At 60.4% G+C, this 24545-nt stretch carries 23 protein-coding genes; 14 read left to right on the top strand and 9 right to left on the bottom strand.

Features of this window, described 5'->3' with window-relative positions; translation table 11 throughout:
- The first annotated feature begins 157 nt into the window (after window positions 1-157).
- The 4 genes from AC0ZWN_RS25935 to AC0ZWN_RS25920 all read left to right on the top strand — a co-directional run bounded on the left by AC0ZWN_RS25935 (window position 158) and on the right by AC0ZWN_RS25920 (window position 4279).
- On the top strand, window positions 158-1300 hold the full coding sequence (locus tag AC0ZWN_RS25935) for an ABC transporter ATP-binding protein (RefSeq protein WP_077572275.1): 1143 nt from the start codon (window positions 158-160) through the stop codon (window positions 1298-1300).
- Window positions 1297-2211 carry an ABC transporter permease subunit gene (locus AC0ZWN_RS25930; RefSeq protein ID WP_034155532.1) on the top strand — a complete coding sequence of 305 codons (915 nt, stop codon included), beginning with the start codon at window positions 1297-1299 and terminating at the stop codon, window positions 2209-2211. The genes AC0ZWN_RS25935 and AC0ZWN_RS25930 overlap by 4 nt, the downstream gene beginning before the upstream one ends.
- A complete protein-coding gene (locus tag AC0ZWN_RS25925; protein ID WP_038365610.1) occupies window positions 2208-3083 on the top strand; it encodes an ABC transporter permease subunit in 876 nt (291 codons plus the stop codon). Before AC0ZWN_RS25930 ends, AC0ZWN_RS25925 begins: the two co-directional genes overlap by 4 nt.
- Before the next feature lie 98 nt (window positions 3084-3181).
- Window positions 3182-4279 (top strand): polyamine ABC transporter substrate-binding protein, encoded by a 1098-nt coding sequence (locus AC0ZWN_RS25920; RefSeq protein ID WP_476337179.1) that lies wholly within the window; start codon window positions 3182-3184, stop codon window positions 4277-4279.
- 251 nt (window positions 4280-4530) lie between these two features.
- Here the strand turns inward: AC0ZWN_RS25920 and thpR are convergent, their stop codons facing one another.
- A complete protein-coding gene (gene thpR, locus AC0ZWN_RS25915) occupies window positions 4531-5052 on the bottom strand; it encodes an RNA 2',3'-cyclic phosphodiesterase (RefSeq protein WP_476337177.1) in 522 nt (173 codons plus the stop codon).
- A gap of 107 nt (window positions 5053-5159) precedes the next feature.
- Here thpR and AC0ZWN_RS25910 point away from each other — a divergent pair, with 107 nt between their 5' ends.
- Complete coding sequence (locus tag AC0ZWN_RS25910) at window positions 5160-5351, top strand: hypothetical protein (RefSeq protein ID WP_093440824.1); 192 nt, start codon at window positions 5160-5162, stop codon at window positions 5349-5351.
- Window positions 5352-5467: 116 nt separating this feature from the next.
- On the opposite strand, the gene AC0ZWN_RS25905 is transcribed toward AC0ZWN_RS25910, so the two are convergent.
- Window positions 5468-5821 carry a DUF1428 domain-containing protein gene (locus AC0ZWN_RS25905; RefSeq protein ID WP_476337175.1) on the bottom strand — a complete coding sequence of 118 codons (354 nt, stop codon included), beginning with the start codon at window positions 5819-5821 and terminating at the stop codon, window positions 5468-5470.
- 2 nt (window positions 5822-5823) lie between these two features.
- A complete protein-coding gene (locus AC0ZWN_RS25900) occupies window positions 5824-6906 on the bottom strand; it encodes a hypothetical protein (RefSeq protein WP_476337173.1) in 1083 nt (360 codons plus the stop codon).
- Window positions 6907-7207: 301 nt separating this feature from the next.
- Here AC0ZWN_RS25900 and AC0ZWN_RS25895 point away from each other — a divergent pair, with 301 nt between their 5' ends.
- Entirely contained in the window at window positions 7208-7486 is a 279-nt protein-coding gene (locus AC0ZWN_RS25895) for a hypothetical protein (RefSeq protein ID WP_007918828.1), read from the top strand.
- 56 nt (window positions 7487-7542) lie between these two features.
- On the opposite strand, the gene AC0ZWN_RS25890 is transcribed toward AC0ZWN_RS25895, so the two are convergent.
- Entirely contained in the window at window positions 7543-7746 is a 204-nt protein-coding gene (locus AC0ZWN_RS25890; protein WP_007918829.1) for a hypothetical protein, read from the bottom strand.
- Between the two features lie 243 nt (window positions 7747-7989).
- Here AC0ZWN_RS25890 and AC0ZWN_RS25885 point away from each other — a divergent pair, with 243 nt between their 5' ends.
- The 4 genes from AC0ZWN_RS25885 to paoC all read left to right on the top strand — a co-directional run bounded on the left by AC0ZWN_RS25885 (window position 7990) and on the right by paoC (window position 13806).
- Window positions 7990-9744, top strand: coding sequence for an L-lactate permease (locus AC0ZWN_RS25885; protein WP_476337171.1), 1755 nt, complete (start codon window positions 7990-7992; stop codon window positions 9742-9744).
- A 290-nt stretch (window positions 9745-10034) separates the two neighbouring features.
- Window positions 10035-10658, top strand: coding sequence for an aldehyde dehydrogenase iron-sulfur subunit PaoA (gene paoA / locus AC0ZWN_RS25880; RefSeq protein ID WP_476337169.1), 624 nt, complete (start codon window positions 10035-10037; stop codon window positions 10656-10658).
- Entirely contained in the window at window positions 10655-11611 is a 957-nt protein-coding gene (locus AC0ZWN_RS25875) for an FAD binding domain-containing protein (RefSeq protein WP_476337168.1), read from the top strand. The genes paoA and AC0ZWN_RS25875 overlap by 4 nt, the downstream gene beginning before the upstream one ends.
- Complete coding sequence (gene paoC, locus AC0ZWN_RS25870; RefSeq protein ID WP_476337167.1) at window positions 11608-13806, top strand: aldehyde oxidoreductase molybdenum-binding subunit PaoC; 2199 nt, start codon at window positions 11608-11610, stop codon at window positions 13804-13806. The genes AC0ZWN_RS25875 and paoC overlap by 4 nt, the downstream gene beginning before the upstream one ends.
- A 363-nt stretch (window positions 13807-14169) precedes the next feature.
- On the opposite strand, the gene AC0ZWN_RS25865 is transcribed toward paoC, so the two are convergent.
- Complete coding sequence (locus AC0ZWN_RS25865) at window positions 14170-14646, bottom strand: (R)-mandelonitrile lyase (RefSeq protein ID WP_476337165.1); 477 nt, start codon at window positions 14644-14646, stop codon at window positions 14170-14172.
- A gap of 97 nt (window positions 14647-14743) precedes the next feature.
- Between AC0ZWN_RS25865 and AC0ZWN_RS25860 the strand changes: the two genes are divergently transcribed.
- Window positions 14744-15637 (top strand): LysR family transcriptional regulator, encoded by an 894-nt coding sequence (locus AC0ZWN_RS25860; RefSeq protein ID WP_476337163.1) that lies wholly within the window; start codon window positions 14744-14746, stop codon window positions 15635-15637.
- Between the two features lie 19 nt (window positions 15638-15656).
- Here the strand turns inward: AC0ZWN_RS25860 and AC0ZWN_RS25855 are convergent, their stop codons facing one another.
- Window positions 15657-16604 carry an aldo/keto reductase gene (locus tag AC0ZWN_RS25855; RefSeq protein ID WP_476337161.1) on the bottom strand — a complete coding sequence of 316 codons (948 nt, stop codon included), beginning with the start codon at window positions 16602-16604 and terminating at the stop codon, window positions 15657-15659.
- A 118-nt stretch (window positions 16605-16722) separates the two neighbouring features.
- Here AC0ZWN_RS25855 and AC0ZWN_RS25850 point away from each other — a divergent pair, with 118 nt between their 5' ends.
- Window positions 16723-17493: an alpha/beta hydrolase gene (locus AC0ZWN_RS25850; protein ID WP_476337160.1), complete on the top strand. Its 771-nt coding sequence runs from the start codon at window positions 16723-16725 to the stop codon at window positions 17491-17493.
- A gap of 88 nt (window positions 17494-17581) precedes the next feature.
- A complete protein-coding gene (locus AC0ZWN_RS25845; RefSeq protein WP_476337158.1) occupies window positions 17582-18448 on the top strand; it encodes a CAP domain-containing protein in 867 nt (288 codons plus the stop codon).
- Here AC0ZWN_RS25845 and AC0ZWN_RS25840 read toward each other — a convergent pair.
- The 3 genes from AC0ZWN_RS25840 to AC0ZWN_RS25830 all read right to left on the bottom strand — a co-directional run bounded on the left by AC0ZWN_RS25840 (window position 18418) and on the right by AC0ZWN_RS25830 (window position 22365).
- Window positions 18418-19359 (bottom strand): DHH family phosphoesterase, encoded by a 942-nt coding sequence (locus AC0ZWN_RS25840; protein WP_476337157.1) that lies wholly within the window; start codon window positions 19357-19359, stop codon window positions 18418-18420. The two genes, AC0ZWN_RS25845 and AC0ZWN_RS25840, sit on opposite strands and share 31 nt — an antisense overlap.
- A 101-nt stretch (window positions 19360-19460) precedes the next feature.
- Window positions 19461-20744, bottom strand: coding sequence for a Zn-dependent hydrolase (locus AC0ZWN_RS25835; protein ID WP_476337156.1), 1284 nt, complete (start codon window positions 20742-20744; stop codon window positions 19461-19463).
- Window positions 20745-20880: 136 nt separating this feature from the next.
- On the bottom strand, window positions 20881-22365 hold the full coding sequence (locus AC0ZWN_RS25830) for an NCS1 family nucleobase:cation symporter-1 (protein ID WP_476337154.1): 1485 nt from the start codon (window positions 22363-22365) through the stop codon (window positions 20881-20883).
- A 626-nt stretch (window positions 22366-22991) separates the two neighbouring features.
- Between AC0ZWN_RS25830 and hydA the strand changes: the two genes are divergently transcribed.
- Window positions 22992-24431 (top strand): dihydropyrimidinase, encoded by a 1440-nt coding sequence (gene hydA / locus AC0ZWN_RS25825; RefSeq protein WP_476337153.1) that lies wholly within the window; start codon window positions 22992-22994, stop codon window positions 24429-24431.
- Window positions 24432-24545 lie beyond the last annotated feature (114 nt).

Here is a 24545-nt window from a genome sequence, read left to right as displayed (position 1 = left end):
GTGTCAGGCAACAACGACGTCGACTGACACGACGTTTTCGCGAGCAAGCTCGCTCCCACAGGGGGATGTGATCCGACCGGGAATGCACCTGCAGGCTTGCAATCCACTTAAGCCCGGCCACATTGGCCAGGCGAACGAAACCTGTTGGGAGTTTCACATGGCAAACGCCTCCAGCACTTACAGGAAGGCACTTGAAGGTCATCAGCAACCGAAAAAGGTGCTGGTGAAAGTCGATCGTGTCACCAAGAAGTTCGACGAAACCGTGGCAGTGGACGATGTGTCCCTGGAGATCCATCAGGGCGAAATCTTCGCCCTGCTCGGCGGCTCCGGTTCGGGAAAATCGACCCTGCTGCGCATGCTCGCCGGTTTCGAGCGACCGACCGAAGGGCGGATTCTGCTCGACGGCGTGGACATCACCGACATGCCGCCGTACGAGCGGCCGATCAACATGATGTTCCAGTCCTACGCGCTGTTCCCACACATGACCGTCGCGCAGAACATCGCCTTCGGCCTCAAGCAGGACCGTTTGCCGGCCAGTGAAATCGACGCCCGTGTCGATGAAATGCTGCGTCTGGTGCACATGACCCAATACGCCAAACGCCGTCCGCACCAGTTGTCCGGCGGTCAGCGTCAGCGCGTCGCCCTCGCCCGCTCGCTGGCCAAGCGTCCGAAGCTGTTGCTGCTCGACGAGCCGATGGGCGCGCTGGATAAAAAGCTGCGTTCGCAGATGCAACTGGAACTGGTGCAGATCATCGAACGCGTCGGCGTAACCTGCGTGATGGTGACTCACGACCAGGAAGAGGCCATGACCATGGCCGAGCGCATCGCGATCATGCACCTCGGCTGGATCGCCCAGATCGGCAGCCCGGTCGACATTTATGAAGCGCCGGTCAGCCGCATGGTCTGCGAGTTCATCGGTAACGTGAACGCCTTCGATGGCACCGTGGTGGAAGACCTTGAAGGTCACGCGATCATCCACAGCCCGGACTTGCAGCAGAAGATCTACGTCGGTCACGGCGTCAGCACCTCCGTGCAGGACAAATCGGTCACCTACGCGATCCGTCCGGAAAAAATGCTTGTCAGCACGACCAAGCCGGAGTTCCGCTACAACTGGTCCGAAGGCAAGGTGCATGACATCGCCTACCTCGGCGGTCACTCGGTGTTCTACGTCGAATTGCCCGGCGGCAAAATCGTCCAGTCGTTCATGGCCAACGCCGAACGCCGTGGCGCGCGTCCGACCTGGGACGACAAGGTTTACGTCTGGTGGGAAGACGACAGCGGCGTGGTACTGCGCTCATGAGAACCTTCAATCAGCAATTCCTGCGCCTGGTGCCCAGCGGGCGAAAACTGGTGATCGGCATTCCGTTCATCTGGCTGTTCCTGTTCTTCATGCTGCCGTTCTTTCTGGTGATGAAGATCAGTTTCTCGGAAGCCGCGCTGTCGATCCCGCCGTATTCGGAGATCTACACCTACGCCGAACAGAAATTCCAGCTGATGCTCAACATCGGCAACTACACCATGCTCGGCGAAGACGAGCTGTACCTGTCGGCCTACCTCGGTTCGCTGAAGGTGGCGGCACTGAGCACGATGATGTGCCTGCTGATCGGTTTCCCGATGGCCTACGCGATCACCAAGACCGGCAAGGAAACGCAAAACGTCCTGCTGCTGTTGATCATGATGCCGACCTGGACCGCGATCCTGATCCGCGTTTATGCGTGGATGGGCATCCTCAGCAACAACGGTCTGCTCAACGCGTTTTTGATGTGGACGGGGTTGACCGATCACCCGATCGAGATCCTCAACACCAACACGGCTGTGTATATCGGCGTGGTTTACGCCTACCTGCCGTTCATGGTGTTGCCGCTGTACGCCAACCTCGTCAAGCACGATGGCAGCCTGCTGGAAGCCGCGCAGGACCTGGGTTCGAGCAACTTCAACAACTTCTGGAAAATCACCGTGCCGCTGGCCAAGAACGGGATTATTGCCGGCTGCATGCTGGTGTTTATTCCGGTGGTCGGTGAGTTCGTGATTCCGGAACTGTTGGGTGGCCCGGAGACCCTGATGATCGGTCGCGTGCTGTGGCAAGAGTTCTTCAATAACCGCGACTGGCCGGTGGCGTCTGCCTTGGCGGTGGTGATGCTGTTGATCCTGATTGTGCCGATTCTGCTGTTCAACCGCAGCCAGGCCAAAGAGATGGAGGCACGGGGATGAAACGCTTCGGTTTTTCCAAGTTCATGCTGATCTTCGGTCTGATGTTCATTTATCTGCCGATGCTGATTCTGGTGATCTACTCGTTCAACGCATCCAAACTGGTGACAGTCTGGGGCGGCTGGTCGGTGAAGTGGTACGTCGGGCTGCTCGACAACACGCAACTGATGGGCTCAGTGGTGCGCTCGCTGGAAATCGCCTGCTACACGGCGATTGCTGCCGTGGCGCTGGGCACCCTCGCCGCTTTCGTGCTGACCCGCGTCACGCGCTTCAAGGGTCGCACGCTGTTCGGTGGTCTGGTCACCGCGCCGTTGGTGATGCCTGAAGTGATCACCGGTCTGTCGCTGTTGCTGCTGTTCGTGGCCATGGCGCAGTTGATCGGCTGGCCGCAGGAGCGTGGCATTGTCACGATCTGGATCGCCCACACCACGTTTTGTGCCGCTTATGTCGCGGTGGTAGTCTCCGCCCGCCTCCGCGAGCTGGATCTGTCGATCGAAGAAGCGGCGATGGATCTCGGCGCGAAACCGTTCAAGGTGTTTTTCCTGATCACCATTCCGATGATCGCGCCGTCGCTGGCGGCGGGCGGGATGATGTCGTTCGCTCTGTCGCTGGATGACCTGGTGTTGGCAAGCTTCGTTTCCGGGCCGGGTTCGACGACCCTGCCGATGGAAGTGTTCTCGGCGGTGCGTCTGGGCGTCAAGCCTGAGATCAACGCCGTGGCCAGCCTGATTCTGCTGGCGGTGTCGCTGGTGACCTTCCTGGTCTGGTACTTCGGCCGCAAGGCAGAAGCCAATCGCAAACGAGCGATTCAGGAAGCGATGGATCAGACCGCAAACGAGTCGTGGCAGCCTCAGCAATCCGCAGCAACCGCTTAACCTGTAGTCAGCCCCTCGGTCAGTCCCCTCTCCCCCTGGGAGAGGGTTAGGGTGAGGGGGCTTTGCGTAACGTGAATAAAAAGAATGGAGTTGTACCGATGAAAATGTTTGGCAGGACTCTGCTGACACTGTCCTTAATGGGCGCGATGGTCATGGGCGCCCAGGCCAACGACAAGGTGCTGCGTGTTTACAACTGGTCCGATTACATCGCGCCGGATACGGTCAAGAAGTTCGAAGACGAGACCGGTATCCGCGTGACCTACGACGTCTTCGACAGCAACGAAACCCTTGAGGCGCGTTTGTTGGCGGGCAAATCCGGCTACGACCTGGTCGTGCCGTCGAACAGTTTCCTGGCCAAGCAGATCAAGGCCGGCGTCTATCAGACGCTGGACAAATCCAAGCTGCCGAACTGGAAGAATCTCAACCCGGTGCTGCTGAAAAACGCCGCTGCCAGTGATCCGGACAACGCCCACGCGTTCCCGTACATGTGGGGCTCGATCGGCATTGGTTTCAACCCGGCCAAGGTCAAGGAAGTGCTCGGCGCCAACGCCCCGACCAATTCCTGGGACTTGCTGTTCAAACCGGAAAACGCTGAAAAACTCAAAGCCTGCGGCATCAGTTTCCTCGATTCGCCGACCGAAATGATCCCGGCCGCCCTGCACTACCTGCGCTACCCGGTGAACGACAAGGACACCGCGCACATCAAGGAAGCCGAGGCGCTGTTCATGAAGATCCGCCCGAACGTGGCGTACTTCCACTCCTCGAAATACATCTCGGATCTGGCCAACGGCAACATCTGCGTCGCGGTCGGTTACTCCGGCGACGTGCTGCAGGCCAAGGCCCGCGCGGTGGAATCGGGCAACAACGTGGTCATCGACTACAGCATTCCCAAGGAAGGCGCCGGCAGCTTCTACGACATGGTCGCGATCCCGCGCGATGCGGCGAACGTCGAGAACGCCTACCTGTTCATGGACTTCCTGATGCGCCCGGAGATCATCGCCGAGATCACCAACAGCAACGGCTACAGCAACGCCAACGCGGCGGCAACGCCATTGGTGGATGAAGCGATCCGCAACGACCCGGGTTCGTACCCGTCGCAAGCGGTGATGGCGACGCTGTATGCGGTGCCGGATCAGCCGATTGCCACACAGCGAATCATGACCCGTGGCTGGACCCGGGTGAAACTCGGTAAATAGGACAAGCACAAATCCAAATGTGGGAGCGAGCTTGCTCGCGAAAGCGGGTAAACAACCGCTAAAGATGTTGGATGTGCCGACGCCTTCGCGAGCAAGCTCGCTCCCACAGGGTCAGTGGCTGACTCGAAGAAATTTATGATTTCCCGTTCACGCAGCGCCTTACCACCGCTGCACCCTGCAATGAACGGCCTCACCTGGCTTCCTCGGTCAAGGTGAATTTCAGGCGCCTTCGGGCGCCTTTTTTTGTGCGCTCAAATCAGCGGCCAATCCTGCAGGATCCGGTAGCGCCCCTTGTGTGATTCGAACAGGGCAAAACGTTCAGCGCGCAGGAAAAACTCCGGCGGCGTGACGGATTCCGGCTCCGGCGCACGAAAGTCTCGGGCCAGGGTCAGGTGCGGACGAAACTCGCGGGGCGTCTCTTCAAAACCGAACGGCAACATCGCCTGTTCCAGCGCATAGACCAGTCGCAACAACGCCGGCGGCGCCTGCTCCGGCGCCAGCGACAACACCCCGGCGCGATGCCAGACCTGTAAGCGATCCAGCGAAATTTTCAACGCCTCACCCGGTGTGCGCACTTGCCCGGCCGCCTCGCAGACTTCATTGATCTGGGCTAATGGCACCGCGCCAAGGAACAGCAACGTCAGATGAAAGTTGTCCGCCGGCACCGGCTTACCGGTTCGCAAACCCAACTCCCCGCGCCAATGAGCAATTGCCTTGCGTTGCACCGCCGGGCAATCGAGGGCGAAAAACAGTCGCTTCGCTTCTTCGGTCATGGCCCTGCTCCCCTGTTCAAAGTGATCCGCCGGATTCTACACAGCCTGATCTGACGACTCGTGACAGGAAGCTATAGTTCAAGGATTGCCATCAACCGGAGGCCGTCATGCGCGCGATCCTCAGCAAAGAACCGTGGTGGGCCCGCCCGCCCAATCCCGGGCAGGATGAAAGTGAACTGGAATGGGGCTGGCTGGTGCATTACAGCGAAGGTGAGCCGCGCTTCGAATTCGTCCGCGAACGCCCCACCGATGAGCAGATCCGCAACCGCAAAAGCTGTCGCATCACCCCCTCGGAGTGAACACAATACCTGTAGGAGTGAGCCTGCTCGCGATGGCGTTCGCACATTCAATGCTTCATTGACAGACCCACCGCGATCGCGAGCAGGCTCACTCCTACAAAAGATTTACGCTGGTTTCAGGGTTCGAGGATATTTTTAAAGCCACCAAAGATCATCCGCTGCCCATCAAACCCCATCGGGTTGACGTCTGGTTGCATGCGCGGATCTTCCATCATTTTGCCCATGCCAGCGTCGCGAGTGGCCTTGTCGGGCCAGATCAACCAGCCAGCCGAAACCGTCTCGCCTTCCTTGAGTTTGACCGCCATCGGGAATGACGTGACCTTGCCCTCCGGCACGTCATCGCCCCAGCACTGCATCACATCCTGTGCACCGTATTCCTTGAACAGTTTCGCCGCGATTTCACAGTGCTTTTTGTACTGCTCAAGGTTGGCAGTCGGCACCGGCGCTACAAAAATATCGATGTAAGCCATGATCACTCTCCTTGCACGTTGGGTTCGATCTGCTGGTTAGTCGATTGCGGCGGCTGCCATTCGACAGGATTCACGCCCAAGCCGACCGACGGTTCATCACCCCTACCCAGATTGCGCTCGACCTGCCCGGCCACGTGCAACGTGCCGGCCATAACGCCAGTCGTCGGGCTTTGCACCAGTTTCAGCCAGGCTTTGTCGAAGGTGCTGCCCAGACTGGTGCGAATCAGCGCTTCGCTGTCGGGTCGGTCATTGGCCTGGATGATCGCGCGGATCCCCGCCACACCCACCGAGATCAGCCCTCCAGCCAGTTTCCCCGCCGCAGCCGCTACAGCACTGGCTGCCCCGCGCGGGGCCATTTCCGCTTCCATCCGCTGACTGGCGCGCTTGGCCACCGGGGCCATGCCGGCATCGGTCGAGGCAATGCCCTTGGCGCCGCCGTCAGTGTGGATCTTGTCGATCAACGCGGCATAGGCCGGCAAGGTGTTCAACGGTTCCGTGCTGATCACTTGAAACAACGAAGCATCCCGCGCTGGCGGCGGGCCCAGTGCAATGGCGGGGATTTTCTGCAAACGCCCGTTGAGCTGAGCGACAGGCACACCATGACGCTGGGCGATGAGCGGCATCTGTTGCGCCATCAACTGCGCATAGAACGCCGTGGCCTGGCCGAGAATCGCATCCGGATCGATCTCCACCGCAACCGGCGCCAGCACCCTTTCCTGATATTGCTCAAGCAGATACGCCGCCAAGCGCTTGGCCGACGCATCTTGCTCACCGCCGGCATTGATCGTGTACCAACTGACTTTCATCGACAGCCATTCCTGGGTCCAGTAGCTGCTGAACCACGGGATGAAATTTTCTTCAGTTTGCTGATAGACGCGAGTGCGCCAATGTTCCATCGAGCCACGGGCGAATACTTTGACTTGCTCGGTGGCTTGCTGCGAAGCGCTGACGATTTCCCGGTCGATCTGCTGCCAGGTCTGCGGCGAGACAAACACGGCTTGCGGCGCTGACACCGGCGCCCGCGCGGAAGTGGCGCAGCCGGCCAGCAACAACAGTGCGGCGACGAGCAGCGCACGCGAGTTCACGGTGGCGGTTTCCTTTCAATAAGGAGGAGTCAGATTTGAGTATAGGTGTGGGCGTCGGACTATTTGTCCGCTATCGCGAAAACACTGCAGATCCCCTGTGGGAGCGAGCTTGCTCGCGAATGCGGTGTATCAGACACATATGAATCGACTGGCTCGACGCCTTCGCGAGCAAGCTCACTCCCACAGTGGTCTGCGACAACCATCACTGCCATCGATATTCACCATCGCCACGATTGCCTTCCGCCCACCGCCCATCAAAGGCACGATTGACCCATCCGAAACACAACGAGGAGTTCACAACATGATTCACACCCACGTCACACTCTCCGTGAGTTTCCCGGTGTTCGGCAGCAACTATTACGACCAGCACGCCGTGTCGCACAAGGCGCAGGCACTGGTGTTCAACGAAGATTTCGAAGATCTGCTGATGCCCGCCGCCACCAATCATTTCAGCAATGAAGTGGTCGGCATCAACGATCAGTTCCGTTTTCTGAGCGACATTCTCGCCACCCATTTGCTGGACATCGAGGCCTCCGTGCCTGCGCGATCCAGCGTCCGGGCGAGCGCTCACTTTTCTTGAGTATCGAGGGTTAAACAAAGAGGGCGTCCCATCGCGGGACGCCCTCTTGCGTTCAATCAGTCATCATCCCGATCACGGTAGTAGCGACGCCCGTCGCGGCGATCATCGCGGTCATCCCAGCGCCGGTCATGGTCGTAATTGCGGCCATGATCGCGGTCGTAATGCCGGCCATGGCGGTGGTCATCATCAAAATCCGCGACACAGCCGCCGAGCAATACGGCGGCGGTCACGGTCAGCAGCATCGTTGTTGCGCGCTTCATTCAACGCTTCCCTAAAACCAAGGTCTTGACGACGGAATCGGCGACGCTGCCCGCGCCTTCAGAACGCGGTGCGCGCAGCCGCAGATACGACCGGGCAAAACGCCGTTGATTCACTGGCCACTATCGACCGTTTGTCGCCCCGCCCGCGCTGCCCGAGCAGCGGCGAAATGCCACCTATACTCCTTGCAACCAAGCCCCACGCAATGGATCTGCGCCCTCAATAACAACAAGCAGAGGTGGACCATGGTCTGGCAGCAAATTTACGACCCGTTCGGCAACCCGGTGATCTCCACGCTCATGGCCGCCGTACCGGTGGTGGTGATGCTTGCGGCGCTGGCGTTCTTCCACGTCAAGGCGCACTTGGCGGCACTACTGGCGCTGGCGTCCGCCCTGCTGATTTCGATTTTTGCCTTCGGCATGCCGGCGAGCATGGCCGGTTCTGCGGCGTTGTTCGGTTCGGCGAATGGCTTGCTGCCAATCGGCTGGATCGTCCTCAACATCATCTTTCTGCACCGTCTGACCACCGAGAACGGCTCGTTCAAAGTGCTGCAGGATTCCCTTGCGCGGATCACCGATGACCGCCGTTTGCAGTTGCTGCTGATCGCCTTCTGTTTCGGTGCGTTTTTTGAAGGTGCGGCGGGGTTCGGCACGCCGGTAGCGGTGACCGGGGCGATCCTGATCGGGCTGGGGTTTTCGCCGTTGGCCGCGTCGGGTCTGGCGCTGATCGCCAACACCGCCCCGGTGGCATTCGGCGCACTCGGTACGCCGATCATCACGCTGGCCAAAGTCACCGGCCTGGATGAAATGGAGCTGTCGATGATGGTCGGTCGGCAGTTGCCGTTTTTCTCGGTGCTGGTGCCGTTCTGGTTGATCTGGGCCTTCGCCGGGTGGCGCAAGATGCTGGAGATCTGGCCGGCGATTCTGGTGGCCGGCGTCAGCTTCGCGATCCCGCAATTTCTCGTGTCGAACTACCACGGTCCAATGTTGGTGGACGTGATCGCCGCGCTGATTTCCATGGCCTGTCTGACGCTGTTTTTGAAGGTGTGGAAACCGGCGACCATTCACACCTCGGCAGCGCTTTCGGGGCGGGTCGACAATTCCAAAGTCGAGGAAGAAAAAGTCACCGCCAGCGCTGCGTTCAGCGATCAGGCGCGCCCGGCGGTGATGCGCGCGTGGATGCCGTGGATCATCCTCACCGTGTTCGTGTTTGCCTGGGGTACTCAGGGCTTCAAGAATATGTTCGACACCCGCCCCGCCATTGATCCGGTAACCCACTCGGCCAAGCTCGACCCGCAGGGCAAGCCGCTGCGCGAAGCCAACCCGGTCTTCGCCCCGGCCGTGACTTTTACCACTTTGCACCTGCAAATCGAAAAAGTACCGCCGGTGGTCGCGGCACCGAAAGCGGAAGAAGCGGTGTACAAATTCACTTGGCTGACCGCCACCGGCAGCGGGATTCTGCTGGCGGCGATTGTCGGTGGTTTGCTGATGGGCTATTCGATCCCGCAACTGATCAAGCAATACCTGCGCACGTTGTGGGTGGTGCGGTTTTCGTTGATCACCATTGCGGCGATGCTGGCGCTCGGGTTTCTCACGCGCTACTCGGGACTCGACGCGACCATGGGCCTGGCGTTTGCCGCGACGGGGATTTTCTATCCGATGTTCGGCACGTTGCTCGGTTGGCTGGGCGTCGCGCTGACCGGTTCGGATACCGCGTCAAACGTGTTGTTTGGCGGCTTGCAGCGGGTGACGTCGGAACAGCTCGGGATCAGTCCGATCCTGATGGCGGCGGCGAACAGCTCCGGCGGGGTGATGGGCAAAATGGTCGATGCGCAATCGATCGTGGTCGCCTCCACCGCGACGCGCTGGTACGGGCATGAGGGCGAGATTCTGCGCTATGTGTTCTTCCACTCGATTGTGCTGGCGATTCTGGTCGGCGGGCTGGTGACGTTGCAGGCGTATGTAGCGCCGTTTACGCATATGGTGGTTGGCTCGCATTAGCCAGGTAGACCCCATTCCCCTGTGGGAGCGAGCTTGCTCGCGAAGGCGTCCGTTCAGTCGATGAAGAGGTTGAATGTGCCGGCCTCTTCGCGAGCAAGCTCGCTCCCACAGGGATTTGTGCCAAGTCAGGCGATTGATGAACCACACGCATAACTCTATAGCGCATATCCGCAAAAACCTTTTCCTCTTTCCGGCAGTCACTCCTTTACGAGACCGGCGATGACGCTGGCTGCCCGCTTGGGCCATTCACGACCCTGCTGCCCTGATGAAGAGAGAAAAGGAATCGAACCATGACGATTTCCCGACGCGGATTTCTGATCCTCGGCGCCGTGACCGCCACCGCGTTCGCGATGCCGCCGTTTATCAGCCTCAAGGCCTACGCGGCCAATCTGGAGCAACCGGCTATGAGCAAAGTGACGATCAACGTCAACGGCAAGCCGCGTGCGCTTGACGTCGACACCCGCACCACACTGCTCGATGCCTTGCGCGAGCACTTGCACCTGAGCGGCACCAAAAAAGGCTGCGACCACGGCCAGTGCGGGGCCTGCACGGTGATCGCCGATGGTCGACGCATCAACTCTTGCCTGACCCTGGCAGTGATGCACGAAGACAGCGAGATCACCACCATCGAGGGCCTCGGCATGCCCGACAATCTGCACCCGATGCAGGCCGCATTCATCAAGCACGACGGCTATCAGTGCGGCTATTGCACACCGGGGCAGATTTGCTCGGCGGTGTCAGTGATCAAGGAAATCCGCGACGGTATCCCCAGCCACGTCAGTGAGAGCCTCACCGAGGCGCCGCAGTTGATCGCCAGAGAGTTTCAGGAGCGCATGAGCGGCAATATCTGCCGCTGCGGTGCCTACTCGAACATCATCGAAGCCATCACCGAAGTCGCGGAGGTACCGGCATGAGACCGTTCAATTACAGCCGCGCCGACTCCCCCGCCGCTGCCGCTGCGCAAGCCGCACAGGTCGAAGGCGCACGCTTCATCGCTGGCGGCACCAACCTGCTGGACTTGATGAAACTCGATATCGAAACCCCGCTGCACCTGATCGACGTCAACCACCTCGGCCTGGATCAGCTCGAAGCCACGCCCGAGGGCGGCTTGCGCATCGGCGCGCTGGTGCGCAACACCGATCTGGCGGCCGATATGCGCGTGCGGAAAGACTACGCCCTGCTCTCGCGCGCCTTGCTCGCCGGGGCTTCCGGACAGTTGCGCAACATGGCGAGCACCGCCGGCAACCTGCTGCAACGCACGCGCTGCCCGTATTTCTACGACACCCATCAAGCCTGCAACAAACGCAATCCCGGCAGCGGTTGCGCGGCGATTGGCGGGGTCAGTCGGCAACTCGGCATCATCGGCGTCAGCGACGCGTGCATCGCCACGCACCCGAGTGACATGGCGATTGCCATGCGTGCCCTCGATGCGCAGATTGACACGGTGAAACCCGACGGCAGCACCCGCAGCATCGCCATGGTCGACTTTCACCAGTTGCCCGGTACCACGCCGAACATCGAAACCAGCCTGACGCCCGGCGAGTTCATCACCTCGGTGACACTGCCCGCGCCCGTCGGCGGCACCCACATTTATCACAAGGTGCGTGATCGTTCGTCCTACGCGTTTGCGCTGGTCTCGGTTGGTCTGATCCTGCAAAAGGACGGCAGTGGCCGCGTTGCCGTTGGCGGTATCGCGCCGAAACCGTGGCGGGTTGAAGCGGCCGAAGCGCTGCTGCCAAAAGGCGCCAAAGCCGTCAGCGAACGCCTGCTCGACGGCGCCACGCCGACCCACGACAACCAGTTCAAACTGACCCTGGTCGAGCGCACGCTCGGTTCGGTGTTGGCGCAAGCGAGGGATCAAGCATGAAATTCGACACGCCCGCCACTACCAATCCGATCGACCAGTTGAAAGTCATCGGCCAACCCACCGAGCGCATCGAAGGCCCGCTGAAAACCTGCGGGCAGGCCACGTATGCCTACGAGCAACATGAAGCGGCCGCCAATCAGGCCTACGGTGTCATGGTCGATGCGGCCATCGCCAAAGGGCGGATCAAAGCCATTCATCTGGACGAGGCGAAAGCCGCGCCGGGCGTGCTGGCGATTGTCACCGCCGCGAATGCCGGCAAGCTCGAGAAGGGTCAATACAACGCCGCCCACCTGCTCGCCGGTCCCGAAGTGCAGCATTATCAGCAGGCCGTCGCGCTGGTGGTCGCTGAGACCTTCGAACAGGCCCGCGCCGCCGCGCAACGGGTCAAGGTCGATTACGAAGCCGTCGAAGGCAAATTCGATCTGGCCAGCGTGAAAGACTTGGGCGTCGAGCCGAAAGACGAGTTGCCCGACGTCAATCATGGTGATTTCGACAAGGCCTTTGCCGCCGCGCCGGTGCAGTTTGATCAGACTTACACCACCCCGGACCAGTCCCACGCGATGATGGAACCCCACGCGACCTTGGCAGCGTGGAAAGGCGATCAACTGACCTTGTGGACCTCCAACCAGATGGTCGCCTGGAGTGTCGGCGACATTGCGAAAACCCTCGGCCTACCGAAGGAAAAAGTTCGTTTGGTCTCGCCGTATATCGGTGGCGGTTTCGGCGGCAAGCTGTTCATCCGCGCCGACGCGATTCTTGCCGCCCTCGGTGCGCGCATGGCTGGCCGACCGGTGAAGGTGACCCTCGCCCGCCCGCAGATGGCCAACAACACCACGCACCGTCCGGCGACAATTCAGCGCATCCGCATGGGCGCCACGGCGGACGGCAAGCTCACCGCCATCGCTCACGAAGGCTGGTCGGGCAACCTCGCCGACGGCAAGGTCGAGCTCGCCGCACAACCGAGCCAGTTGCTGTACGCCGCCGAAAACCGTCGCGTGAGCATGCGCCTCGCGCCGCTCGATTTGCCCGAAGGCAACGCCATGCGTGCGCCGGGTGAAGCACCGGGGTTGATGGTGCTGGAAATCGCCATGGACGAGATGGCCGAGCAACTGAAGATGGACCCGGTGCAATTCCGCATTCTCAACGATACGCAGGTCGATCCGGTGAAGACCGAACGGCCGTTTTCCCAGCGGCAATTGATCAAATGCCTGCAGACCGGGGCCGAGAAATTCGGCTGGAACCAGCGCAAGGCTCAACCGGGTAGCCGTCGAGAAGGTCGCTGGCTGATCGGCATGGGCGTGGCGGCGGCGTTTCGCAACAACCTGCTGGTCAAGTCCGGCGCCCGCGTGCATTTGGAGCGTGACGGCAAGATTGTTGTGGAAACCGACATGACCGATATCGGCACCGGCAGCTATACGATCATCGCGCAGACTGCCGCCGAGATGATGGGCGTTGGCCTCGACGCGGTGGTGGTGCGGCTGGGTGACTCGAACTTCCCAGTGTCGGCCGGCTCCGGCGGCCAGTTCGGCGGTAACTGCTCGACCTCCGGGGTCTATGCCGCGTGCGTAAAACTGCGTGAAGCGGTGGCGAGCAAACTGGGGCTGGCGGCGGACCAGGCCGAATTCATCGACGGTCAGGTGCGCGTCGGCAGCAAGAGCGTGCCATTGCGCAACGCGGCTGAAGGCGGCGCGCTGGTCGGCGAGGACAGCATTGAGTTCGGTGATCTGGCCGAGAAGTATCAGCAGTCGACCTTCGGTGCGCATTTCGTCGAAGTCGCTGTCGACGCTGCCACCGGTGAAGTGCGCGTGCGGCGCATGTTGGCGGTGTGTGCAGCAGGGCGGATTCTTAATCCGACATCGGCGCGCAGCCAGGTTATCGGTGCGATGACCATGGGCGTTGGTGCGGCGTTGATGGAAGAGTTGGCGGTGGACAAGAAACTTGGGTTTTTCGTCAACCATGACCTAGCCGGGTATGAAGTGCCGGTGCATGCCGACATACCGCATCAAGAGGTGATTTTTCTTGATGAGACCGACCCGGTGTCTTCGCCGATGAAGGCCAAGGGTGTTGGTGAATTGGGGATTTGCGGGGTCAGTGCGGCGGTGGCGAATGCGATTTACAACGCCACCGGAGCGCGGGTGCGGGAGTATCCGGTTACGCTGGACAAGATTCTCTCGTCGTTGCCGGAGATGATCTGAGCGCCCCCTGAAAAGCCCCTCACCCTAGCCCTCTCCCAAAGGGAGAGGGAACCGATCCGGGGATGTTCGGGAACTGCACCGACCTGAACGTTTTGCTGTGAATCCATAATCGATACGGCACTTTCAGGTCGAAGTGCTGTGAACCCGTAATCGACACGGCACTTTCAGGTCGGAGTGCTGTGAATCCGTAATCGACACGGCACTTTCAGGTCGAAGTGCTGTGAACCCATAATCGACTCGGTCTCTCAGGTCGATGTATGGCGCAAGACACCTCGGTCGGCCCCCTCTCCCTCCGGGAGAGGGCTGGGGTGAGGGAAATCAGGAGCGCACCAGCATGGGGTGCTAGTGCGCTACCAACAGCTTTCAGTCAGCTCGCGGATATTGCTTATCACTCACCTGCTCCATCCAATCCGCGACTTTGCCATCGAGCACTTCAGCAATCGCGATATGAGTCATTGCAGTGCCAGGCGCCGCACCGTGCCAATGCTTGGCCCCCGGCGCAATCCACACCGTATCCCCTGGACGAATCTCACGAACCGGCTGCCCCCACTCCTGCACAAAACCGGAACCGGCCGTGACGATCAAGGTCTGTCCCAACGGATGTGTATGCCACGCGGTACGCGCGCCCGGCTCGAACGTCACCGTCGCACCACTGACCCGCGCTGCTTCGGTGCCTTTGAAGGGCGCATCGACCCGCACAGTGCCGGTGAACCAGTCAGCCGGGCCCTTGGCCGAAGGTTGCGAACCATTCGGGGTGACGGTCACTCGGGGATTTTCATTGGCCTGCACCTCACCCGCCAACAGGGAAAGGGTCAATGCAGAAGCGGCAATTGGGTTCATGGCGGTTCCTCCGGATAAACAATGTCAGCACTCTACCGCCGTCAACTCTTCAGATAATCGACTAGAATTCGAAAAAACTTATGCAGGACTCTCATCAATGCTTCGAGAAAACGCCACCGACCTGCTCGCCTTCCTCGCCGTGGCCCGCGAGCGCAGTTTCACCAAAGCGGCGGCCAAACTCGGCGTTTCGCAATCGGCGCTCAGTCACACTATTCGCGCGCTTGAAGCGCGTTTAGGCCTGCGCTTGCTGACCCGCACGACTCGCAGCGTCTCGCCCACCGAAGCCGGCGAACACCTCCTGCAAACCATCGGCCCGCGCTTCGAAGAAATCGAACTGGAACTGGCGGCGCTGAGCAACCTGCGCGACACCCCGGCGGGGAAGATCCGCCTCAACGCCACCGACCATTCGCTGGACTGGCTGCTGCGCCCAGTACTCAAGGAATTTCTGCCCAAATATCCGGACATCAGCGTCGAGGTGAGCTGCGATTATGGTTTCGTCGACATCGCCGGCCAGGGTTTCGACGCCGGCGTGCGCCTGGGCGAAGACGTCGCGCAAGGCATGATCGCCACCCGCATCGGCCCCGACATGCGCATGGCGGTGGTCGGTTCACCGGCCTATTTTACCAAACGCGCCAAGCCGCAAACGCCCCGCGACCTGACCGACCACGCCTGCAACAACCTGCGCCTGCCGACCAATGGCGGGTTGTACAGCTGGGAGTTCGAGAAGGATGGCGAAAGCCTGAAAGTGCGGGTCTCCGGGCAAATCACCTTGAACGGTGTCTACCCGTTGCTCGACGCTGCGCTGGACGGTTTCGGCCTGAGTTACATCCCGGAAAACATCGTCGCACCGTATCTGGCCGACGGCCGTTTACTGCAAGTGCTGGAAGACTGGTGCCCGACGTTTGCCGGTTACCACCTCTACTACCCGAGCCGACGCCAGGCGGCGCCGGCGTTTGCATTGTTGCTGGAGGCGTTGCGCTATCGCGGTTAAGCGCCGTCTACGAGATCGATTATCCCGCTGCTAACGCAATCAACTGATGCCGTTGCGCATCGGTGAGCATCGGCCCGAACCCGGCCTTGGCGTTATCGGCCATATAGCGCGGATTGCCCGTGCCCGGGATCACGCAAGTCACCGCCGAATGCGATAGCAGAAACTTCAACGCCAATTGTGCCCAGCTGTTGACCTGCACATCCGACACCCAGCCCGGCAGCGGTTTGCCTTTGAGCCGGGCCAGCAGTCCCCCGCCACCGAACGGTCGATTACAGATCACCGCGACGCCGCGTTCGCGGCACAAAGGCAAAATACGTTTCTCCACGCCTCGGTCATCGAGGGCGTAATTGATTTGCAGAAAGTCCAGTTGTTCGGCCTTCAACACCGATTCGACTTCGTCATAGGCCGAGGGCGTGTAATGGGTGATGCCGATGTAACGGATCCGTCCCTGAGCTTTCCATTCACGCAAGATCGGCAGGTGGGTTTGCCAGTCGAGCAGGTTGTGAATCTGCATCAGGTCGATGCGTTCGGTGCGCAGCAGGTTGAACGACTGCTCCATCTGCGCAATGCCTTCCTTGCGCCCGCGCGTCCACACCTTGGTCGCCAGAAACGCCGGCGAACGCGGTTCGTGGATCGATAGCAGTTCGCCGGTGGTCTGTTCGGCGCGGCCATACATCGGTGAACTGTCGATCAGCGTGCCGCCCTTTTTGAACAGCTCATCGAGCACCGCCGACAATTGCCGATAGGCCGGGTCACCGGGCGCGACGTCAAAGCCGCGATAGGTGCCCAGGCCCACGATTGGCAGCGACTCGGCACTGGACGGGATGGCACGGGTCTGCATGGTTTGGCCTCCGGTGGTCGTGGACGTGGTGGTTGTGGCCAGCGCCCGATCAAAGGTGAAGACCGCCGAAACCCCGGCAGCCAGCGTGAGCAATCGGCGACGGGAGTAACCCTCAGTGTGGCTCATGCTGGTTCCCCTGCTGCGTGGATCTGTTGCCTGTTGTGTGTGTGTGTGCGAGCGGCCCGGTGGCAGGGCTGAACTACACTGCGACAGCGATCCTTCACACACCGTTAAAAGTAGCCGAATGTCCCGAACCTTGATGTCACTCGTCGCATTGATCGTTGCCGTGTACCTGGTGCTGTGCGCGGCGCTGTTCTTTTTTCAGCGCTCGCTGATCTATTTTCCGCAGCCCAATGCTGTCAGCAGCAGCGACTCACAACTGATCCTGTCGATGCCGGACGCGCGGGTTTCAGTGATCACCCGCGAGCGTGTCGGGCCACGGGCGCTGATCTATTTCGGCGGCAATGCCGAGGACGTGTCGCGCAATCTGCCGGAGTTTGCCGAGGCGTTTCCCGATTACGCAGTGTATTTGCTCAACTACCGCAGTTTCGGTGGCAGCGGCGGTTCACCGTCGGAGGCGGCGATTGCTGAGGATGCGCTGGCGCTGTTCGATCAGGTCTACGCCAGTCATCCGCAGGTGGCCGTGGTCGGGCGCAGCCTCGGTTCCGGCGTGGCCGTGCGTCTGGCCAGTCAACGGCCGGTGCAACAGCTGATTCTGGTGACGCCTTACAACAGCCTCGAAGAAATCGCGGCGCGCCAGTATCCGTGGGTGCCGGTGCAGTGGTTGCTCAAGGACCGATTTGAATCCGGCAAGTACGCCGCGCATACCCGCGTGCCGACGTTGTTGCTCGCGGCCAGTGATGACGAGGTGATTCCGCGCGCCAGCACCCAGCGTTTGCTGGAGAATTTCCCGCAAGGCGTGGCGGTGCTCCGGGTGGTGCCGGATTCGGGGCATAACTCGATCTCGGATCGTGCGCAGTATTTGCAGTGGATGGGGGATGTTTTGAATCGGTGAACCAAGTCCCGATTCTCCAGTCCTACTCGCGCCGCTTTCTGCGGCTCACTCAACTTTTGCGCTGTCCCTCTTCAGAGCTGCCCGTCTCATGCGCCACGCCGTTCGTTCGTCTCGCTTCGTTTCGCTGTGCCTGCTGATCCTTTCGCCGCTGTTCGCTGCAACCGCCCATGCCGGTGCCGAGCGGCAACTGGTGGCCGCCATCAACGACTATCGTGCCCATCCGCAGCGCTGCGATCGACGCCCGGCACAACGCCTGGCGCCGTTGGCGCTGAAGTCGAACCTGGCCTTGCCGATCGGTTATCGCTACGCCGGCGGCATGCGTGAAGCGCTGAAGTCATCCGGCTACTCCGCCGTTGCGGTACGCAGTATTCGCGTGATCGGGGCCGAGGACGCCGAAGAGGCTTTCGACCTGCTGCAAGACGAACACTGCGCCGCGCTGCTGGATGCGAGCTACGCCGACATCGGCATCAGTCGCTCACGCAATGAATGGCAAGTGGTGCTGGCGCAACCGGTGCTCGACAGCCGCGTTGGCGATAACCGCAGCGTCGGCAAGGCTTTGCTCGCTGAGGTCAATGCCGCGCGCGCCCGGCCACGGATGTGCGGACGCCAGCGCTTCGCCGCCGCCCGGCCGTTGAGCTGGAACGCAGCACTGGGCGCTGCCGCGCAGGGGCACAGCAAAGCCATGGCTTACGGCAACTACTTCGCCCACCGTGATCCGGACGGCGACCTGCCTGCCGATCGCGCCCGTGCAGCCGGCTATCGCGGTCGGCAAATCGGTGAAAACATCGCCGCCGGACAGAGTTCACCGGGCAAAGCCATGGTCGGATGGCTGGCCAGCCCCGGGCACTGCGCCAACCTGATGAACCCGATGTTTACCCAGGTCGGTGCCGGGTTTGCCAGTGAAGCGCGCAGTGATGAAGGGGTTTACTGGACGATGGTGTTTGGTGCGCAGTGACTGCCAGCGTCCAGTGCCAATTTCAACAGTTCCTTGCGCAGCATTGAGGGTGCCCGCACGGCCAATCCGCCCTGCCAGTCGAGTGGCAACAAGCGATTGAGCTTTTGCTGGCTGACCTCGGCTGGCGCAAGAAAACAGCTTTTACGATCGCGGATACTGATCACATTCAGCAGCCAGTCATCGCCCTGCTCTGCCATCCAGCAATTGATCATCGGCCGGTACTTTTGCAGCAAGGTGTCGGCATCCCAAACAGTCATTTGCGCGAAAAAGCATGGCAGGTTGCTCTCGGGTTTCATCCGTTTCGAGTCGGCTGCCAATGCAGCGGCAAGGTTCGATTCGATGCTGGCCTGGCACTCGAGAAAATATTGCCGAGGCCAGTCTGCCGGCAGTTTTGCCCGTGAAGCGAGGTCGACGTAAGCCTCGATGTCCGCTGGCGTGGTCATCTGCCCGGTGAAATTCTGCGTGTTGTCGAGAATCGCGGTGGCCAGCAAAGCGGCACTTTGCACGCTGATCTGCGGCAGCACACCGGCCGCCTGCCAGCGCTGAAAAACCTGAGTTGCCGCCGCGCCGATCGGGCGAATATCGGCAGCAGACCCAAGCTTCTGCTGCCAATAGTTTTCGTAGCCTGGATGATGGTCGATGACCTCCACCACCCGTTCAAGCACCACCAACGGGTCGAAATGGTGATAGTCCGAGACATCGACCAAGACAAACTCATCGTCCGATGTCGGCTGGTAGTCGTGAAACGCCGCGCCCCAGCCGAGCACGCTTGGCGAAACGCTGGCGTTGGCAGGCGCGCTGCTGACGGCGCGGGCGGGAATGCCTTGCAGGTTGAGCAATTCGGCATAGGCAATGCAGCAGGCGTAGGCGTCAATGTCCAGATAGGACGCGCCGGAGGTGATGATTTTCATGGGCCGGCAACATCGCACAGGTTTGTGACGTTTGGGTGACAGGAAAAGATCGCAGCCTCGTTACACTCGACAGCTGCTGCAAGGCTGCGATCTTTTCATCTTCAAGCCGCCCGCTGCCCTCCCGCGACCATCGCCGAAGCCGCCAGCATCGCCCGCAACAACACCGCACACCCCGCCGCCAGATCATCCGGCGCGGCGTTCTCGATTTCGTTGTGGCTGATGCCGCCTTCGCACGGCACAAAGATCATCCCGGCGGGGCCGAGTTCGGCGAGGAAAATCGCGTCATGCCCGGCGCCACTGACGATGTCCATATTCGACAAACCCAGCCCTTTCGCTGCGCCGCGCACCGCTTCCACGCAGCCTTTTTCGAAGTACAGCGGCGGGAAATCGGCAGTCGGGGTCAGTTCGTAAGTCAGGCCATGTTCTTCGCAAGTGGCGTCGATGACTTGCTTCACCTCAGCGATCATCGAATCCAGCCGCGCCGGTTCCAGATGCCGGAAGTCGAGCGTCATGCGTACTTCGCCCGGAATGACGTTGCGCGAACCGGGATAGGCCTGCAGACAACCGACGGTGCCGCAGGCGTGGGGTTGATGACCGAGGGCGGCGCGGTTGACCGCACCGACGATCACCGAGGCGCCGACCAGCGCGTCTTTACGCAGGTGCATCGGCGTTGGACCGGCATGGGCTTCGACGCCGCGCAGCTTGAGGTCGAACCACTTCTGCCCCAGCGCGCCGAGCACAACGCCGATGGTTTTCTGTTCGTCTTCGAGGATCGGGCCTTGCTCGATGTGTGCTTCGAAATAGGCGCCGACCTTATGCCCGCTGACTTTACGCGGACCGGCATAGCCAATGGCGTTCAGCGCTTCACCGACGGTGACGCCATCGGCATCGACTTTGGCGAGGGTTTCTTCGAGGGTGAATTTCTCGGCGAACACCCCGGAGCCCATCATGCACGGGGCGAAGCGCGAGCCTTCTTCGTTGGTCCAGACCACCACTTCCAGCGGCGCTTCAGTTTCGACGCCGAGGTCGTTGAGCGTGCGCAGGACTTCGACGCCGGCGAGTACGCCGAAGCAGCCGTCGAACTTGCCGCCGGTGGGTTGGGTGTCGATGTGGCTGCCGGTCATCACCGGTGGCAGATTCGGATTGCGCCCGGGGCGACGGGCGAAGATGTTGCCGACTTCATCGACCGTGACGCTGCACCCGGCGTCCTTGCACCACTGCACGAAGAGGTCGCGGGCCTGGCGGTCGAGGTCAGTGAGGGCCAGGCGACAGACCCCGCCCTTGACCGTCGCGCCGAGTTTGGCCAGTTCCATGAGCGACGCCCACAGGCGATCGCGGTTGATGTGCTGATGGGTCGATTGCAGAACGTCTACGGCTGCGTTCATGGGGATCTCCTCAGTGCTGATACCGATAGTTCCCACGCTCTGCGTGGGAACTCATCCATGGACGCTCTGCGTCCGCTGTTGGGACGCGGAGCGTCCCGGGCTGCATTCCCACGCAGAGCGTGGGAATGATCATGTGCTACACCGCCGACTTCACGACCGAAGGCTGCGCGCGCATCACGCACAACCCGTAATAAATAATCCCGCCCAGCGCCGAACCGGTGAACCAGCCATAGCTGTAAAACCAGCTGAACGCATCGCTGCCCAGCGACATCACGGTCAACACCACCGGTACGCCAAAGGCAACAAAACCGGCCCAGTTCCACGCTGGATAGACGTCGTCGCGGTACAGCCCGGCGAGGTCCAATTGCTGTTTCTTGATCAGAAAATAGTCCACCACCATGATCCCGGCGATCGGTCCGAGAAGGCTCGAATAACCGAGCAGCCAGTTGGAGTAGACACTTTCCAGGCTGACCTCGGAAACGATCCAGCCGAGCTTCTTCAACAGCTCATGCCCCATCAACAACAGCCCGACCAACCCGGTCAGCAACACCGCTTTGGTGCGGTTGATCACCTTGGGGGCGATGTTCTGAAAGTCGTTGGTTGGCGAAACGATGTTCGCGGCAGTGTTGGTCGATAGCGTGGCGATGATGATCAATGCCATCGCCACCGCGACCCATACCGGACTTTGGATATGGCCGATCAGCGTCACCGGATCGGACACCGTCACACCGACCAGTTTCACCGACGCGGCAGTCATCACCACACCCAGCGCGGCGAACAGGAACATGGTCAGCGGCAGGCCGATGATCTGCCCGAGAATCTGATCCTTTTGGCTCTTGGCGTAACGGCTGAAGTCCGGAATGTTCAACGACAACGTCGCCCAGAAGCCGACCATCGCCGTCAGTCCGGCGGCGAAGTAGCCGTACACGCTCGCGCCTTCCGGGCGTTTGGCCGGAATCGCCATCAATTCACTCATCGATACATTGGGCATCGCCCACACCAGCAAGCCAATGCCGACCGCCACCAACAGCGGCGCCGACAAGGTTTCCAGCCACTTGATCGACTCAGCGCCGCGAATCACCACCCACAGGTTCAGCGCCCAGAACACCATGAAGCCAATCACCTCCCCCGTGCCGCCGAGGGATTTCCAGCCCTCGAACACCGAGCCGAGAAACAGGTGAATCGCCAACCCGCCAAACATCGTCTGAATGCCAAACCAGCCACACGCCACCAACGCACGAATCAGACACGGCACGTTGGAACCGAGAATGCCGAACGACGAGCGCAGCAACACCGGAAACGGAATGCCGTATTTGGTGCCGGGGAAAGCGTTAAGTGTCAGCGGAATCAGCACGATGATGTTGGCGAACAGAATCGCCAGCAGCGCTTCACCGACGCTCAAGCCGAAGTACGCCGTGAGCACGCCACCGAGGGTATAAGTCGGCACACAGATCGACATGCCGACCCACAGCGCGGTGATGTGCCACTTGTTCCAGGTACGTTCGCGCACCTTGGTCGGTGCCATGTCGTGGTTGTAACGGGGACTGTCGAGGACGTCGCTGCCGGCTTCGAGTTCGAACAAGCCGTCGCGCTCGGTCACTTGCGATCTGATCTGTTGCATGGCCGCTCCACTGTTCTTCTGATTATTTTTTTGCTCATCAGGCGGCTTGCACACGAGTGCGCGAGCCGGACGATGGCCGGAGGAACTGACAACTTTCGTGCACCGGCCATGGTGTCAGCGGCGGCATCAATAAACGTGCCGGGTGCCCCGCTTACGCATCGGGCCGAGGGTCAAACGCTTTGCAACTTTCTGATATTCATCAGTTTTAATTATTCACCGGGTGAGTTCGCGGAAATTTGTCTGGGTGCTCAGGCTAAACACTTAGCAAGTTGTCCGAACAGACAGGACTCAAACTGGTGCACTGCATTTATTTTCATCGTGAGCGAGCAGCCGCAGCTCAACTTCAAGCGGCTGATTTCACATAGGAAATCTTGCTCATATTTCCATCCTGTCAAGTGCGTCAAAATGGTGAACGGCCTCACCATTTTGGTGATTTACGTTTTTTATCGTTATTTTTCATACACTTAAAACAGCAATAAGCTTATAAAAAATAATCTTGCTCTATTGCAAATCTGCGACTAGTTTCTATTCCTGACAGCGCTGACAGGAATACGCCCTGCATCGCCGTACATCAATAAAACATCTAGAACCGGCACAAGTCGGTCAATGCCTGCGAGGAACTCGGAATGTCTCTGTTGATCCGTGGCGCCACCGTTGTTACCCATGATGAAAGTTACCGCGCCGACGTCTATTGCGCCGACGGCGTGATCAAAGCCATTGGTGAAAACCTTGATATTCCCGCCGGCGCCGAAATCCTCGACGGCAGTGGTCAATACCTGATGCCTGGCGGCATCGATCCGCACACGCACATGCAACTACCGTTCATGGGCACCGTGGCCAGCGAAGATTTCTATAGCGGCACAGCGGCAGGTCTGGCCGGCGGCACCACATCGATCATCGATTTTGTGATTCCCAATCCGCAGCAGTCGCTGATGGAAGCCTTTCATCAGTGGCGCGGCTGGGCGGAAAAATCGGCTTCCGACTATGGCTTCCACGTCGCAATCACCTGGTGGAGCGAGCAAGTGCGTGAGGAAATGGCCGAGCTGGTCAGCCATCACGGGATCAACAGCTTCAAGCATTTCATGGCTTACAAGAACGCAATCATGGCCGCCGACGACACGCTGGTGGCGAGTTTCGAGCGCTGCCTGGAACTCGGCGCGGTGCCGACCGTGCACGCGGAAAACGGCGAGCTGGTTTATCACTTGCAACGCAAGTTGATGGCCCAGGGCATCACCGGGCCGGAGGCGCATCCGCTGTCGCGGCCGTCGCAGGTTGAAGGTGAAGCGGCGAGCCGGGCGATTCGTATTGCTGAAACCATCGGCACGCCGTTGTATCTGGTGCACGTTTCGACCAAGGAAGCCCTCGACGAAATCACTTATGCGCGCAGCAAGGGCCAACCGGTGTACGGCGAAGTGCTGGCCGGGCATTTGTTGCTCGACGACAGCGTCTATCAACACCCGGACTGGCAGACCGCTGCCGGTTACGTGATGAGCCCGCCGTTCCGTCCGCGCGGCCATCAAGAGGCGCTGTGGCACGGACTACAAAACGGCAATCTGCACACCACCGCGACTGACCATTGCTGCTTCTGCGCCGAGCAGAAAGCCGCCGGCCGCGATGATTTCAGCAAGATCCCCAACGGTACGGCGGGTATCGAAGATCGCATGGCGGTGCTGTGGGACGAAGGCGTCAACAGTGGTCGTTTGTCGATGCAGGATTTCGTCGCTCTCACCTCCACCAACACCGCAAAGATCTTCAATCTCTATCCGCGCAAAGGTGCGATTCGCGTCGGCGCCGATGCCGATCTGGTGCTGTGGGATCCGCAAGGCAGCCGGACCATTTCCGCCAAGACCCACCATCAGCAGGTGGACTTCAACATCTTCGAAGGCAAGACCGTGCGCGGCGTGCCGAGCCATACCGTCAGCCAGGGCCGGGTGGTCTGGGCCGATGGCGACCTGCGCGCCGAGCGTGGGGCCGGGCGGTATATCGAACGGCCGGCGTATCCGGCGGTGTTTGATTTGCTGAGCAAGCGGGCTGAGCAACATCGCCCGACTGCCGTCAAGCGCTAAAGCGAGGCCTTCGGCCTCATCGCGAGCAGGCTCACTCCTACATTTGGAATGCGTACACCTGTAGGAGTGAGCCTGCTCGCGATGGCGTCAGTTCAAACAACACAAAAACCACTG

The organism is Pseudomonas sp. 3B-A001-10F, from assembly GCF_056313565.1.
This window is presented reverse-complemented; position numbering and strand designations above follow the sequence as displayed.

Excerpts from the sequence above, each read along its gene's own strand:
- AC0ZWN_RS25850 (WP_476337160.1), top strand. The coding sequence starts at position 16,723 with ATGTCCCGAACCTTGATGTCACTCGTCGCATTGATCGTTGCCGTGTAC.
- AC0ZWN_RS25865 (WP_476337165.1), bottom strand. The coding sequence starts at position 14,646 with ATGAACCCAATTGCCGCTTCTGCATTGACCCTTTCCCTGTTGGCGGGT.
- hydA (WP_476337153.1), top strand. The coding sequence starts at position 22,992 with ATGTCTCTGTTGATCCGTGGCGCCACCGTTGTTACCCATGATGAAAGT.
- AC0ZWN_RS25930 (WP_034155532.1), top strand. The coding sequence starts at position 1,297 with ATGAGAACCTTCAATCAGCAATTCCTGCGCCTGGTGCCCAGCGGGCGA.
- AC0ZWN_RS25855 (WP_476337161.1), bottom strand. The coding sequence starts at position 16,604 with ATGAGCCACACTGAGGGTTACTCCCGTCGCCGATTGCTCACGCTGGCT.
- thpR (WP_476337177.1), bottom strand. The coding sequence starts at position 5,052 with ATGACCGAAGAAGCGAAGCGACTGTTTTTCGCCCTCGATTGCCCGGCG.
- AC0ZWN_RS25935 (WP_077572275.1), top strand. The coding sequence starts at position 158 with ATGGCAAACGCCTCCAGCACTTACAGGAAGGCACTTGAAGGTCATCAG.
- AC0ZWN_RS25925 (WP_038365610.1), top strand. The coding sequence starts at position 2,208 with ATGAAACGCTTCGGTTTTTCCAAGTTCATGCTGATCTTCGGTCTGATG.
- AC0ZWN_RS25840 (WP_476337157.1), bottom strand. The coding sequence starts at position 19,359 with ATGAAAATCATCACCTCCGGCGCGTCCTATCTGGACATTGACGCCTAC.
- AC0ZWN_RS25910 (WP_093440824.1), top strand. The coding sequence starts at position 5,160 with ATGCGCGCGATCCTCAGCAAAGAACCGTGGTGGGCCCGCCCGCCCAAT.
- AC0ZWN_RS25885 (WP_476337171.1), top strand. The coding sequence starts at position 7,990 with ATGGTCTGGCAGCAAATTTACGACCCGTTCGGCAACCCGGTGATCTCC.
- AC0ZWN_RS25860 (WP_476337163.1), top strand. The coding sequence starts at position 14,744 with ATGCTTCGAGAAAACGCCACCGACCTGCTCGCCTTCCTCGCCGTGGCC.
- AC0ZWN_RS25875 (WP_476337168.1), top strand. The coding sequence starts at position 10,655 with ATGAGACCGTTCAATTACAGCCGCGCCGACTCCCCCGCCGCTGCCGCT.
- AC0ZWN_RS25920 (WP_476337179.1), top strand. The coding sequence starts at position 3,182 with ATGAAAATGTTTGGCAGGACTCTGCTGACACTGTCCTTAATGGGCGCG.
- paoC (WP_476337167.1), top strand. The coding sequence starts at position 11,608 with ATGAAATTCGACACGCCCGCCACTACCAATCCGATCGACCAGTTGAAA.
- AC0ZWN_RS25905 (WP_476337175.1), bottom strand. The coding sequence starts at position 5,821 with ATGGCTTACATCGATATTTTTGTAGCGCCGGTGCCGACTGCCAACCTT.
- AC0ZWN_RS25835 (WP_476337156.1), bottom strand. The coding sequence starts at position 20,744 with ATGAACGCAGCCGTAGACGTTCTGCAATCGACCCATCAGCACATCAAC.
- AC0ZWN_RS25895 (WP_007918828.1), top strand. The coding sequence starts at position 7,208 with ATGATTCACACCCACGTCACACTCTCCGTGAGTTTCCCGGTGTTCGGC.
- paoA (WP_476337169.1), top strand. The coding sequence starts at position 10,035 with ATGACGATTTCCCGACGCGGATTTCTGATCCTCGGCGCCGTGACCGCC.
- AC0ZWN_RS25845 (WP_476337158.1), top strand. The coding sequence starts at position 17,582 with ATGCGCCACGCCGTTCGTTCGTCTCGCTTCGTTTCGCTGTGCCTGCTG.
- AC0ZWN_RS25890 (WP_007918829.1), bottom strand. The coding sequence starts at position 7,746 with ATGAAGCGCGCAACAACGATGCTGCTGACCGTGACCGCCGCCGTATTG.
- AC0ZWN_RS25830 (WP_476337154.1), bottom strand. The coding sequence starts at position 22,365 with ATGCAACAGATCAGATCGCAAGTGACCGAGCGCGACGGCTTGTTCGAA.